General features: G+C 53.8%; 14 protein-coding genes and 1 other RNA gene. 11 read left to right on the forward strand and 4 right to left on the reverse strand.

Annotation, left to right across the window (positions count from 1 at the left end):
• Positions 1 to 29: 29 nt before the first annotated feature.
• The 8 genes from zapE to IEW65_RS04970 all read left to right on the forward strand — a co-directional run bounded on the left by zapE (position 30) and on the right by IEW65_RS04970 (position 6,382).
• Positions 30 to 1,211 (forward strand): cell division protein ZapE, encoded by a 1,182-nt coding sequence (gene zapE, locus IEW65_RS04935; protein ID WP_188638391.1) that lies wholly within the window; start codon positions 30 to 32, stop codon positions 1,209 to 1,211.
• 176 nt (positions 1,212 to 1,387) lie between these two features.
• Positions 1,388 to 1,816: a 50S ribosomal protein L13 gene (gene rplM, locus IEW65_RS04940; RefSeq protein ID WP_044629965.1), complete on the forward strand. Its 429-nt coding sequence runs from the start codon at positions 1,388 to 1,390 to the stop codon at positions 1,814 to 1,816.
• Positions 1,817 to 1,829: 13 nt separating this feature from the next.
• Positions 1,830 to 2,219 (forward strand): 30S ribosomal protein S9, encoded by a 390-nt coding sequence (gene rpsI / locus IEW65_RS04945; protein WP_044629966.1) that lies wholly within the window; start codon positions 1,830 to 1,832, stop codon positions 2,217 to 2,219.
• A gap of 207 nt (positions 2,220 to 2,426) precedes the next feature.
• Complete coding sequence (gene petA / locus IEW65_RS04950) at positions 2,427 to 3,026, forward strand: ubiquinol-cytochrome c reductase iron-sulfur subunit (protein ID WP_188638392.1); 600 nt, start codon at positions 2,427 to 2,429, stop codon at positions 3,024 to 3,026.
• A complete protein-coding gene (locus IEW65_RS04955; protein WP_188638393.1) occupies positions 3,026 to 4,285 on the forward strand; it encodes a cytochrome b in 1,260 nt (419 codons plus the stop codon). Before petA ends, IEW65_RS04955 begins: the two co-directional genes overlap by 1 nt.
• A complete protein-coding gene (locus tag IEW65_RS04960) occupies positions 4,285 to 5,052 on the forward strand; it encodes a cytochrome c1 (protein ID WP_188638394.1) in 768 nt (255 codons plus the stop codon). Before IEW65_RS04955 ends, IEW65_RS04960 begins: the two co-directional genes overlap by 1 nt.
• A 150-nt stretch (positions 5,053 to 5,202) precedes the next feature.
• Positions 5,203 to 5,829, forward strand: coding sequence for a stringent starvation protein SspA (gene sspA, locus IEW65_RS04965; protein WP_188638395.1), 627 nt, complete (start codon positions 5,203 to 5,205; stop codon positions 5,827 to 5,829).
• A gap of 61 nt (positions 5,830 to 5,890) precedes the next feature.
• On the forward strand, positions 5,891 to 6,382 hold the full coding sequence (locus IEW65_RS04970) for a ClpXP protease specificity-enhancing factor (RefSeq protein WP_188638396.1): 492 nt from the start codon (positions 5,891 to 5,893) through the stop codon (positions 6,380 to 6,382).
• A 79-nt stretch (positions 6,383 to 6,461) separates the two neighbouring features.
• On the opposite strand, the gene IEW65_RS04975 is transcribed toward IEW65_RS04970, so the two are convergent.
• From IEW65_RS04975 to IEW65_RS04990, 4 genes are read right to left on the reverse strand one after another with little or no spacing between them, the layout of a single operon-like run.
• Positions 6,462 to 7,034, reverse strand: a complete 573-nt coding sequence (locus IEW65_RS04975; RefSeq protein WP_188638397.1) for a BON domain-containing protein — start codon at positions 7,032 to 7,034, stop codon at positions 6,462 to 6,464.
• 44 nt (positions 7,035 to 7,078) lie between these two features.
• Complete coding sequence (locus IEW65_RS04980; RefSeq protein WP_188638398.1) at positions 7,079 to 7,672, reverse strand: phosphoheptose isomerase; 594 nt, start codon at positions 7,670 to 7,672, stop codon at positions 7,079 to 7,081.
• Between the two features lie 22 nt (positions 7,673 to 7,694).
• Entirely contained in the window at positions 7,695 to 8,066 is a 372-nt protein-coding gene (locus IEW65_RS04985; RefSeq protein WP_188638399.1) for a YraN family protein, read from the reverse strand.
• Positions 8,056 to 9,564 (reverse strand): penicillin-binding protein activator, encoded by a 1,509-nt coding sequence (locus IEW65_RS04990; RefSeq protein WP_188638400.1) that lies wholly within the window; start codon positions 9,562 to 9,564, stop codon positions 8,056 to 8,058. The genes IEW65_RS04985 and IEW65_RS04990 overlap by 11 nt, the downstream gene beginning before the upstream one ends.
• A gap of 112 nt (positions 9,565 to 9,676) precedes the next feature.
• Here IEW65_RS04990 and rsmI point away from each other — a divergent pair, with 112 nt between their 5' ends.
• The 3 genes from rsmI (at position 9,677) to rsmH (ending at position 11,944) form a co-directional block, all read left to right on the forward strand.
• Positions 9,677 to 10,534 (forward strand): 16S rRNA (cytidine(1402)-2'-O)-methyltransferase, encoded by an 858-nt coding sequence (gene rsmI / locus IEW65_RS04995; protein WP_188638401.1) that lies wholly within the window; start codon positions 9,677 to 9,679, stop codon positions 10,532 to 10,534.
• A 32-nt stretch (positions 10,535 to 10,566) separates the two neighbouring features.
• An RNA gene (gene rnpB, locus IEW65_RS05000) (RNase P RNA component class A) lies at positions 10,567 to 10,938 on the forward strand.
• A gap of 52 nt (positions 10,939 to 10,990) precedes the next feature.
• Entirely contained in the window at positions 10,991 to 11,944 is a 954-nt protein-coding gene (gene rsmH, locus IEW65_RS05005; RefSeq protein WP_044629181.1) for a 16S rRNA (cytosine(1402)-N(4))-methyltransferase RsmH, read from the forward strand.

Here is an 11,944-nt window from a genome sequence, read left to right on the forward strand (position 1 = left end):
CTTAGACAATGCGTTGAGGGAGCACATTAATGCCATCAGTATCTGCGCGTCAGGCGTCCGATTCAACCCGTCGGCCAACGCCCCTTGAGCGCTATCAAGCCGATCTCAAGCGAAGTGATTTTCAATATGATGCTGCTCAAGAGCAGGCGGTAAAGCATCTTCAGCGTCTCTATGATGAGCTCTTGTCCGTGCCCACCACCGTGCCAAAAGCAGTGGTTGCCAGTAAAGGTATCAAAGCCAAGATGGCAGGGCTGCTGGGTAAAAAGAGCGAATCTGTCAAACCGCCGGTGCCACAGGTCAAGGGGCTCTATTTTTGGGGTGGCGTGGGGCGTGGTAAAACATATCTGGTAGACACTTTTTATGAAGCGTTGCCTTTTCCAGAAAAGATGCGCACGCATTTCCATCGTTTCATGCAGCGGGTGCATAACGAGCTCACGCACTATAAAGGGCAAAAAAATCCGCTTACGCTAATTGCAAGTAAGTTTGCCGCTGAGGCGCGAGTGATCTGCTTTGATGAGTTTTTTGTCAAAGATATTACCGATGCCATGATTTTGGCTAATTTATTGGAAGCGCTGTTTGAGCGCGGTGTGGTGCTGGTCGCAACGTCTAATATTGTGCCAGACGATCTTTATAAAGATGGTTTGCAGCGTGCGCGGTTTGTGCCTGCGATTGAGCTTGTCAATCGTCATTGTGACGTGGTTAATGTCGACTCAGGTATTGATTATCGCCTGCGTGCGCTTGAGCGGGCAGAAATTTTTCATGCGCCCTTAGATGATGCCGCCAACCAAGAGTTAGCTCGCAGCTTTAGAGAAATTGCAGGGCAGCCAGGAGAGGAAGACGCGCCGCTGGAAATCAACCATCGGGTGCTGAAAACTCGCCGCTTACATGAGGATGTCGTGTGGTTTGAGTTTGCTGAGCTGTGTGATGGCCCCCGCAGCCAAAATGACTATATTGAGCTTGCGCGGGAGTTTCACACGGTGCTGGTGGCCAATGTGCCCCAAATGGATGGCAAAACGGACGATCAGGCGCGGCGTTTTATTAATATGGTCGATGAGTTTTATGATCGCGGCGTGAAGCTATTGATGTCCGCCGAGGTGCCGGTAGAGTCGCTTTATAGCGATGGCAAACTCACGTTTGAATTCCAGCGCACTCTGTCAAGGTTGCAGGAAATGCAGTCTCGTGAGTACCTAGCATTGCCGCATAAGCCCTAGGGTAGTAGCACGCGCTAAAAAAAGTAATAGAACACTTAACTTGGGCGGATGCTTACTGTAGAATGCCGCCTCGCTACATGTTGCTGGCTAAGGTCTGCAACCAAAAAAAATAGGGATGGTGCTACGCCGCTTAGCGGTGTGAGTCGCCCAACACACTTAATCTGGTGATTTCATCCATGAAGACGTTCAGTGCTAAGCCGCAGTCCGTCCAGCGCGACTGGTACATTGTCGACGCTACGGACAAAACGCTCGGTCGTCTGGCAACCGAGATTGCTCGCCGCCTGCGTGGCAAGCATAAGCCCGAATTTACCCCTCACGTTGATACCGGCGACTATATCGTTGTGATCAATGCAGAGAAAGTCCAAGTAACCGGTAACAAGGCGAAGGCTAAAACCTACTACCGCCACACAGGTTACCCGGGCGGTCTGCGCTCCATGACATTCGACAAAATGCTCGACCACGCTCCTGAGCGTATCATCGAGTCTGCCGTTAAAGGCATGTTGCCGAAAGGTCCGCTGGGTCGCGCCATGTACTCCAAGTTAAAAGTGTACGCCGGTGCCGAGCATCCGCATGCTGCCCAGCAGCCGCTTGAACTGAACATCTGAGGAAATCTTCGCCATGACACAGCAGTATTACGGTACCGGGCGCCGCAAGACTTCCACCGCTCGTGTGTTCCTGAAGCCGGGTTCCGGCAAAATTACCGTCAACAACCGCGAGCTTGACCAGTACTTTGGTCGCGTTACTGGTCGCATGGTTGTTCGTCAGCCGTTAGAGCTGACAGAGACTCTGAACCAGTTCGACGTCTACGTAACCGTTGAAGGCGGCGGCGGCTCTTCACAGGCTGGCGCTATTCGTCACGGCATCACGCGTGCCCTGATGAACTACAACGAAGACCTACGTCCTACGCTGCGTGCCGCTGGTTATGTGACCCGCGATGCTCGCCAAGTTGAGCGTAAGAAAGTTGGTCTGCGTAAAGCACGTCGTCGTCCGCAGTTCTCCAAGCGTTAATTTACGCTATGCGGCAAAAACGCCCAGGTCAAAGACCTGGGCGTTTTTTATTGGAATATCAAAAAATTATAACGCTCGTACCACCATGGTCCGGGGCGGTTGTTCTTGTGCAGAGCGCTTTGTTTTTTTAACATAGACTGTATTTGATATTCGTCGTCGCAAGACGCCTTTGCGACGGAACGGGTAAGCTGATGGGAGAAACCAGAAATGGCAGATAACGGCGTAAACAAAGGCCGGCGCCGTTTCCTCGTAGGCGCCACCTCCGTTGTGGGGGCGGTGGGCGCTGTCGGGGTTGCGGTCCCCTTTGTGGCATCTTGGCAGCCTAGTGCCAAGGCAAGGGCGGCAGGCGCGCCGGTTCAAGCAGATATTTCTAAGCTTGAGCCGGGTCAGCGTATGACCGTCGAGTGGCGTGGTCGCCCGATTTGGATTATTAACCGTACGCCTGAGATGATCGAGCGTACAGAGGCGCTGGGTGCGGATAGCCTGGCGGATCCAGAATCAGAAGTGCCACAGCAGCCTGCTTATATTCAGGGTGGTCTGCGCTCCATAAGACCTGAAATTGGTGTACTGATTGGTATCTGTACCCATTTGGGCTGTTCTCCTCTGTATCGGCCTGAGCCAGATGCAGAAGGGGTGGGCGTTAGTAACTGGCCGGGTGGTTTCTTTTGCCCGTGTCACGGTTCTCGCTTTGACTTAGCCGGTCGCGTCTTTAGTAACGTACCTGCACCGACTAACCTTGAAGTGCCGCCCTATCGCTTTGAAGGCGATGACATCATCGTGGTCGGCGAAGATGAGGAGAGTGCCTAATGGCTAATCCAAATAAAGCGAAGGCCGAAAGCGGTATCATGCGCTGGGTGGATGACCGCTTTCCTGCCACGCAAATGATGCAGGACCACCTGACCAAGTATTACGCACCGAAGAACTTTAACTTCTTCTATATTTTTGGTGTGCTGGCGTTATTGGTGCTGGTCAACCAAATCTTAACCGGTGTGTGGTTGACGATGAGCTTTAACCCCTCTGCTGAAGGCGCATTTGCTTCGGTCGAGTACATCATGCGTGATGTTGAGTGGGGTTGGCTCATCCGCTATATGCACACAACGGGGGCGTCAGCCTTCTTCGTGGTGATTTATCTGCATATGTTCCGCGGGTTGCTCTATGGTTCCTACAGAGCGCCCCGAGAGCTGGTGTGGATTTTCGGTATGACGATATATTTGCTGCTAATGGCAGAAGCCTTTATGGGCTATTTGCTACCTTGGGGGCAAATGTCTTACTGGGGTGCCCAGGTAATTATCTCGCTCTTCTCGGCCATTCCTGGTATCGGTCCGGATCTTGCCCAGTGGGTGCGCGGCGACTTCCTTATCTCAGGCATCACGCTGAACCGTTTCTTCGCGCTACACGTTGTTGCACTGCCTATCGTCATTTTGGCGCTGGTAGTTCTACACATTATCGCGCTGCATGAAGTGGGTTCTAACAACCCTGATGGTATTGATATCAAACAGAAGAAAGATGAGACAGGTAAGCCGCTTGATGGTATTGCCTTCCACCCTTACTACACCGTTAAGGATCTGGTGGGTATTGCGATCTTCTTGTTTGTATTCAGTGTCGTGGTGTTTTATTTCCCGGAAGGGGGTGGTTACTTCATTGAACGGCCGAATTTCGAGCCGGCTAACCCACTAAAAACACCTGATCACATTGCACCTGTTTGGTATTTCACGCCGTTCTACGCGATCTTGCGTGCCATTACCTTCTCCTTCTTTGGGTTGGATGCCAAATTCCTGGGTGTGCTGTTCATGGGCGCTGCCATTGCAGTTCTGTTTGTTCTGCCTTGGCTGGATCGTAGCCCGGTGCGCTCCATGCGCTATAAAGGTTGGATGTCTAAAGTCATGTTGTTGCTGTTCTGTATCAGCTTCGTGATTCTGGGTGTTTTAGGTGTGCTGCCGTCAACAACGGGTCGCACCATCCTTGCGCAGGTGTGTACAGCCATTTACTTCGCCTTCTTCTTGCTGATGCCGATTTACACCAAGCTGGAGAAGACTAAACCCGTTCCAGAAAGGGTGACTGGCTAATGAAAAAACAACTGATTGCACTGCTGTTTGCGCTGGTGCCTATGGCTGCTTTTGCGGCACCTGCCGCTGACGTACCGCATTCAATGACCCCTGATTTGCGTAATCAGGAGTCTTTGCAGCGTGGTATGCAGCTGTACGTCAACTACTGCATGGGGTGTCACTCGCTTGAGCATCAGCGTTTTGCGCGTGCTGCAGATGATCTGGGGATTCCGCAAGACCTGGTAGAAGAGAACTTAATCTTCTCATCGGATCTCGCGTTCAACGACCAAATGCATATTGCGATGGATCGTGGCGATGCGGAGTCCTGGTTTGGCGCGCCGCCCCCTGATTTGACGCTGCACGGTCGCCTGCGCGGTACAGACTGGATTTACTCCTACCTGTTAGGTTTCTATCGCGACCCGAGTCGCCCCACGGGTGTCAACAACACCGTGTTTGACTTGGTTGCTATGCCTAACGTGCTGGAGCCCCTCCAGGGTGTTCAGGAAATGGTATGTTCAGAAACTGATCAGCCAGTGGCTGGGCAGTCTCCTGATCCGCTGTCAGGTAAGTACCAGTCTTGCGATGTGCTGCAGGTGACTCAGCCCGGCGCTATGGAGCCTGCGGAGTTCGAGGAAGCGGTGTATGACCTCACCAACTTCTTGGCCTATGTGGGTGAGCCTTCCAAGCTGCAGGCGCAAACTCTGGCACCTAAAGTGCTTATCTTTATCTTTATTTTTGGTGTGATTGCTTACCTGCTCAAGCGTGAGTACTGGCGAGACGTCCACTAATTCGTGAAGTAGGATTAGCAGTACGGGCGCACGGCGAGAGTCGTGCGCCTTTTGCTTGTCTGCAGTGTCGTTATGTATCGCTGGCTACCTTCCCATAAGAGGGCGCTGGCATGTTATTATCGAAAATTGTTTTGATGCGAGGATGCTTTCATGGGTGTTGTGGCCAAGCGGTCGTCAATGATCTTTTACTCAGGTAATGATGATCATTTCAGTCATCGAGTGCGCATTGTTCTGGCTGAAAAGGGAGTAGCGGTCGACATCGTCGATGTTGCTGAAGAGCAGCCGCCTGAAGAGTTAGCAGACCTCAACCCGTACAACAGCGTTCCAACGCTGTTGGATCGCGACCTGGTGCTGTATGAATCCAAGGTGATGATGGAATATCTGGATGAGCGTTTTCCTCATCCGCCTTTGTTGCCAGTCTACCCAGTAGCACGAGCCCAAAGCCGTCTGTGGATGCATCGCATTGAGCGTGAGTGGTGCCCGATGTTGGAGCAGATTCGCACCGGTGGTAAGAAAGAGGCAGACAAGGCGCGTAAAGAGCTGCGTGAAAGCCTCATTGGTATTTCGCCTATCTTTGAAGATATGCCTTACTTCATGAGTGAAGAGTTTACGCTGGTAGACTGCTGCTTAGCGCCGATCTTGTGGCGTTTGCCTGAGCTAAACATTGAGCTGCCTGAAAAACAGGTGAAGCCGCTGCTCGGTTATATGTCGCGGGTATTTGAGCGTGAAGCGTTTAAAGCATCTTTGAACGAGCGTGAAAAAGAGATGCGCGCTTGAATTCATTCGGCCTCTTCGCCCGGTGGGCAAGGGGCCATACTTGTTAGGAGGAGGGAGTCTTATGAAATCGAGCCGTCCCTATCTCGCCCGAGCCCTCTATGAGTGGCTGTTAGATAATGAGTTAACACCCTACTTGGTCGTTGATGCCACCCAGCCCGGGGTGGAGGTGCCACGCCAGTTTGTGCAAAACGGGCAGATTGTGCTGAACGTTGCGCCAACCGCGGTGCGTGATTTGTTTATGGAAAATCAGGCCATTGGTTTTAACGCTCGTTTTGGCGGTCAGCCGATGCAGGTGATGATCCCAACGCCTGCGCTGATCGCCATTTATGCGCGTGAGAATGGTGCAGGTATGGTGTTTGGTCATGAGCCCGAGCTGGATGAAGCTGGGTTGGATGAGCAAGATGACGCGGCAGGTGACTCGGTCGCAGAGGTGCCGAAGCCTGAGTTGACGCTAACGGAGTCAACGTCAGAGCAAGCACCTAAAACATCGCCCGATAAAGTGTCCGGCGATGGGAAATCCAAGAAAAAACCAACGCTGCGCGTTGTAAAGTAATCATTCGCTGTTGTTTTGTTAGCCGAATACAAAAAACCTCGCCAGCTAGCTGGCGAGGTTTTTTTGTGCGTGAGAGGCGTTAGTCGAGGTAATCGAACACCTTCACAATGCGCTGTACGCCACCCACAGAAGAAGCGGCATTCACGATGCGGTCAGCTTCTTGACGAGTGACCATGCCCATTAAGTAGACGCTGGCATTCTCTGTCGTCACTTTGAGCTTTGATGAGTCAATGCGATCATTCGTGGCCAGATGACTAATGACATTGGTGGTCAACCATGTGTCAGTCAATCGCTGCGTGGCTGGTAAGTTTGCAGCAACTGTCAGTTCATTATGTACTTTATCGACACCGCGCAAATTAGAGGCGACATTGCCTGCCATGCCTTTAAGCTCTTCGCTGGGGACTTGGCCTACCAGTAATAAAGAGCCGTTATAGCTATGGGCACGAATGCGTGCGTCGCCCAAGCGTGCATCGGCGCGGGCAAGCGCACGCTCGACTTCGCGTTCAATGGTGGCATCAACGGCTTCGACGTCATTGCTGCGCTGGCCGTAGTTGGAGGGGTTAGAGGCGCTATTGTTGGCGCAGCCGCTGAGGGCAATTACGCTGCAAAGTGTAGCGGCTAATAGAGTTTTCGATGAAAAGCGCAGGGCCATAAGGATGACTCCTTGATCAGTAATTATTCGCAAGACGCACGCTATTAGTCAGCGCCACCAAACAGTTGTTCGTCAATTAAATCACAAAGGCAGTGTATGACGAGCAAATGGACTTCTTGTATGCGCGCGGTAGAGGTGGCAGGAACGCGAATTTCGCAATCGTCCTGCCCTAGCAAAGAGGCCATATTGCCGCCGTCACGTCCGGTTAGCGCCACGACGGTCATATCGCGGTCGTGAGCAGCCTGGATCGCTTGAACAATATTGGCTGAGTTGCCGCTAGTGGAAATGGCTAGCAGGACGTCACCAGGTTGGCCTAGTGCGCGAATTTGCTTTGAAAACACCTCGTTGTAGCTGTAGTCATTGGCAATAGAGGTTAGCGTTGAGGTGTCGGTGGTCAGGGCTAACGCAGGGAGGCTAGGACGCTCTCGCTCGAAACGATTCAGTAACTCAGAAGAGAAGTGCTGGCTATCGCCGGCGCTACCGCCATTACCACACGCAAGGATCTTTCCTTCATTGACCAAGCACTGCACCATCATTTGACTAGCCACTTCAATAAAAGGGGGCAGTACTTCGCTGGCATAGGTTTTGGTATCAATGCTGGCATTGAAATGGCTGAGTATGCGGGATTGAAAGTCCATCAGGGCTTCCTAGTTAAAAGTATTAATAAGCGTCAAATGCCGCCTTCTCCCAATGAAACTCGAGAGCCGGCGGTGTGCCTGTAATAGCTAGAATATCAAAGCGGCAAGGGCAGGAAAGGTTGTGTCGCGCGATATAAAGTGTCGCCGCTCGTATTAAGCGGCGACGCTTTTGCGCGTTAACCATCTCTAACGGGTGCCCGTGGCGCGTAGTGGCGCGGTATTTGACCTCGACAAAGACCAAAATATCCTGCTCATACATCACTAGGTCAAGCTCGCCGCCTTTGACATGGTGATTGTGGGCGACCAATCGAAGGCCACGCTGCTGCAGCCATTGAGCGGCTAAGCGCTCAATGGCTGCGCCTCGGTGGCGGGCAGTTTGCGGGCTACTGCTCATCACCCAGTAAGCCTGGAATTAAAATGGGAGACGGCGTGCCGTTTTGGAATTTTGCCCAGGGCAATTCGCGATGAATTCGTCCATCGTTTGATAGCGAGAGCGTTCCGGTGCTGCCGTTTAAACCATTCAGGCCAGATAAGTCTGACATTCGTTTGGCGAGCTCGTAGGCATCAACACCCATGGCCATCAAACGGAACATGGAAGCATCTGCTTCATCGCGCAGCTGCTGGTAGGTGGAATAGTAGGGCAGTACCTCTTCGCCGCCCACGGCTGCATCCGGAATTTGCCAGGGAATATCGATAAACATCACATCGTTGAGGTCTTGATCCAGGCGCGTTTGCAGACGGCCTTCATGTAAATGTGAAGTGGCGTAAATGGGCAGGTCGGGTGCGTAATAGTAGTCCATTGTCGGTGGCACTTGGCGTGCGTAGTCGGGTAGCGCTAATAGGAACAGCGCGTCAATATTGCCCAGGCGAGCGCGTTCGCCGCTGACATTCAGTGCGGTTTGTACCGCATTAGAGACGGGGCTACTTGGGTTGTAGCGCACCGCATTGGTGACTTCACCGCCTAGTCGTTGGTATTCATTCCAGAAGGCTTCACCCACCCGGCGGCCCCAGTCGTTATCCGGCACCATTAATGACATCTGGCGATGACCATCTTGATAGGCGCGGCGTGCTGCTTGGCGCGCTTCATCTTCCGCGGATAAGCCGTACTGCAGCAATCGCTGAGCTTGGTTACTGGCACCGCTGCCATAATTCAGTGCCAGCGTCGGTAGGGGTACGCTATCGCGCTGCTCTAATTGGGTCACTTGATCTTTATCAAGCGGGCCTATCATGAGTTGAGCGTTCATTTGCTGCGCGCGGCTATACAGCTCGTCTAGCGAGTACTGCGCAGCATCGATAAAAGTGAGCTGAACTCCGTCAGCGCTTATCTCGTTATGGCGGCGCATGGCGGTGGCAATGGTATTGGCAACGCTGCTCAACGGCCCAGACTCGGGTAGCGCAACGGCAATCCGGCGAACCTCAGTACCATCCAGCTCCGGTAGCGTGACTTGAAGTTGATCAGGCTGTTGGTCAAGGGCTTGCTGTGCCCACTGTTGGCGTTCGGCCAGTGTTTGCTGCTGATTAGCCTGCATGGGCAGCTCATCATTCAGAACCTGCGTTGCGCGTAATACCGCGCGCGGGTCGTCCAGACCGCGAGCAAGCTCAGAAAATAGCATGGCCCAGCGTACGCGGTCGGTATCGTTGAGTAGCGCTTCGTCGATACTGTTGGCGGCCTCAAAGGCATTTTCACGCTGGCCCTGGCGGGCCAAAATGTTGGCGGCTTCCAAGCGTGTGCGTGCAGCTTGATCGGGGGCTTGCTGTTCAGCTTGGCTCAGCAAGCGGCCAGCATCCTGATCGGGTACTCGATCAACCACGCTCGGTGGCTGCATGGCACACCCGGTGATGAGAAGTGCCATGAAGGCAGTGGCCAACAGGCCACGAAGTGACTGTTTCATGTATCCTTCCTTAGTTTCCATTTGCGCTGTCGCGGTCAATCAGCAGGTTAGCGTTGCTTTCCACAAGCATAGCGCACCGTCAGGGCAAGCCATTAACAAATCGGGAGTCACGATGACACACCAACATCCGGGCACATTGTACGTGGTTGCCACGCCAATTGGGAATTTGGACGACTTAACGCCGCGTGCCGCTCGGGTATTAGCCGACGTTTCCCGTATTGCGGCGGAGGATACGCGTCATAGCGCACGTTTACTCGCCCATTTTGGGGTGAATACGCCGATGATTTCTTTGCACGAGCATAATGAAGCGCAGCGCGTCGATACGCTCGATGGTTACTTAGCCGCTGGTGAGAGTATCGCGCTGATTAGCGATGCGGGTACGCCATTAATTTGCGACCCGGGGTTTGTGCTGGTGCGCGAATTGCGTGCCCGAGGTCGGCATATTGTGCCATTACCAGGGCCCTGTGCTCTGGTGACCGCGCTTTCAGGGGCAGGGCTACCCACCGACCGTTTCACGTTTGGTGGTTTTCTACCCGCGAAGCCCAGCGCACGCCGCCAAGCGCTGGAAAAATGGCAGGGCCGTGAAGAAACATTGGTTTTTTACGAGTCTCCTCACCGTATTGTGCACACCCTTGAGTCTCTTTGTGAGCAAATGCCCGAACGTATGGTGGTGCTGGCGCGGGAGTTGACGAAAACCTTTGAAACTTTTTTGCAGGGCTCGCCCGCATCGCTGCGTGACCAGCTGGAGGCGGATCCTAATCAGAGTCGCGGTGAGTTTGTAGTGATTATTTCCGGTGCGCCCCCAGCCGTGCAGGGAGATGAGCAGTCGATTGACGCCAACGAACTATTGGCTGCCATGTTGGCTGAAGGGGTGGGGGTCAAGCAGGGGGCGTCGATTGCGGCCAGAATGTTGGGCGGACGCAAGCAAGAGTGGTACGCCCGATTGCAGGCAATGAAAGGTCAGCATTGAGGCGAGGGCAGGGCGCTGGTATGCTTGCCGCCGGAGTCGGCCAGACAGTCGCCGCTAATGTGCTTGTAAGAGCCGTTAGGGGAGGAAAGTCCGGGCTCCATAGGGCAGAGTGCCAGGTAACGCCTGGGCGGCGTAAGCCGACGGAAAGTGCAGCAGAGAGTAGACCGCCTAAGTCCCTGAAATAAACCTCAGGGGCCGGTAAGGGTGAAAGGGTGCGGTAAGAGCGCACCGCGCGCCTGGCAACAGTGCGTGGCATGGTAAACCCCACTCGGAGCAAGACCAAATAGGGACCCAATGGCGTGGCCCGCGCTGGGTCCGGGTAGGTTGCTTGAGCGCTGTGGTGACGCAGCGCCTAGAGGAATGACTGTCCACGACAGAACCCGGCTTATCGGCCGACTCCCCATTTCCATGAAAGGCGCGCCAAGCGCGCCTTCCCAATTTTTGTGTGAGAGTAACATGCCTTCTGTTGACGCTGATCAGGTCACCCGCTTTCGTCATACCAGCGTTTTATTGGAAGGTGCGGTAGATGCACTGGTGCATGACCCGGATGGAGCCTACCTAGACGGCACCTTCGGGCGTGGAGGTCACTCCCGGTTGATTCTTTCGCGCTTAAGCGAGCAAGGCCGTTTAATGGCCATGGACCGTGATCCGCAAGCCATTGCCGCTGCGGATGAGATAGAAGACGCCCGTTTCCAGATTACCCAGCGCGAATTTGCTCATTTAGCTGAGTTTGCCAAAGAGCAGGGGCTTTATGGCAAGCTATCCGGTGTGCTTCTGGATGTGGGTGTCTCTTCCCCGCAATTGGACGACCCTGAGCGCGGTTTTAGCTTTATGCGCAACGGCCCGCTAGATATGCGCATGGATCCCACCCAGGGTGAAAGCGCCGCTGAGTTTTTGGCGCGTGCCAGCGAAGCAGATATCGCCAGCGTCTTTAAAACCTATGGTGAAGAGCGTTATGCCAAACGGCTAGCCAATGCCGTGGTGAAACGTCGCGTCGAAAAGCCCTTTACCCATACGGTCGATTTGGCCGAGGTGTTGAAAACTGCCCACCCCGCCTGGGAAAAAGGCCGTCACCCCGCCACGAAAGCCTTCCAAGGCCTGCGTATTTATCTCAATGGGGAACTTGATCAACTAGATGCCGCCTTAGAAGCAGCGCTTGAAGCGCTGGCACCGGGTGGTCATCTTGTTGTGATTAGCTTCCACTCCCTGGAAGACCGTCGCGTGAAGCGGTTTATTCGACACCATGTGCGCGGTGACACGCACTTACCACGAGGCGTACCCATCCGCGATGATCAGTTGAATCGTCGTCTTGAAGCGCTTGGAAAAGGGAGTCGCCCTAGCGACGAGGAAGTGGATGTTAATCCGCGCGCGCGTAGTGCCGTCATGCGGGCGGCGCGTAAACGAGGGTAA

Source organism: Vreelandella lutescens (genome assembly GCF_014640815.1).
GTDB classification, from domain to species: Bacteria; Pseudomonadota; Gammaproteobacteria; order Pseudomonadales; family Halomonadaceae; genus Vreelandella; species Vreelandella lutescens.

Bases quoted from the DNA above. Each gene is read 5' to 3' on its own strand.
- IEW65_RS04990 (WP_188638400.1), bottom strand. From the start codon at position 9,564: ATGAAACAGTCACTTCGTGGCCTGTTGGCCACTGCCTTCATGGCACTT.
- IEW65_RS04975 (WP_188638397.1), bottom strand. From the start codon at position 7,034: ATGGCCCTGCGCTTTTCATCGAAAACTCTATTAGCCGCTACACTTTGC.
- IEW65_RS04970 (WP_188638396.1), top strand. From the start codon at position 5,891: ATGAAATCGAGCCGTCCCTATCTCGCCCGAGCCCTCTATGAGTGGCTG.
- rplM (WP_044629965.1), top strand. From the start codon at position 1,388: ATGAAGACGTTCAGTGCTAAGCCGCAGTCCGTCCAGCGCGACTGGTAC.
- rsmI (WP_188638401.1), top strand. From the start codon at position 9,677: ATGACACACCAACATCCGGGCACATTGTACGTGGTTGCCACGCCAATT.
- IEW65_RS04980 (WP_188638398.1), bottom strand. From the start codon at position 7,672: ATGGACTTTCAATCCCGCATACTCAGCCATTTCAATGCCAGCATTGAT.
- petA (WP_188638392.1), top strand. From the start codon at position 2,427: ATGGCAGATAACGGCGTAAACAAAGGCCGGCGCCGTTTCCTCGTAGGC.
- rsmH (WP_044629181.1), top strand. From the start codon at position 10,991: ATGCCTTCTGTTGACGCTGATCAGGTCACCCGCTTTCGTCATACCAGC.
- sspA (WP_188638395.1), top strand. From the start codon at position 5,203: ATGGGTGTTGTGGCCAAGCGGTCGTCAATGATCTTTTACTCAGGTAAT.
- rpsI (WP_044629966.1), top strand. From the start codon at position 1,830: ATGACACAGCAGTATTACGGTACCGGGCGCCGCAAGACTTCCACCGCT.
- zapE (WP_188638391.1), top strand. From the start codon at position 30: ATGCCATCAGTATCTGCGCGTCAGGCGTCCGATTCAACCCGTCGGCCA.
- IEW65_RS04985 (WP_188638399.1), bottom strand. From the start codon at position 8,066: ATGAGCAGTAGCCCGCAAACTGCCCGCCACCGAGGCGCAGCCATTGAG.
- IEW65_RS04960 (WP_188638394.1), top strand. From the start codon at position 4,285: ATGAAAAAACAACTGATTGCACTGCTGTTTGCGCTGGTGCCTATGGCT.
- IEW65_RS04955 (WP_188638393.1), top strand. From the start codon at position 3,026: ATGGCTAATCCAAATAAAGCGAAGGCCGAAAGCGGTATCATGCGCTGG.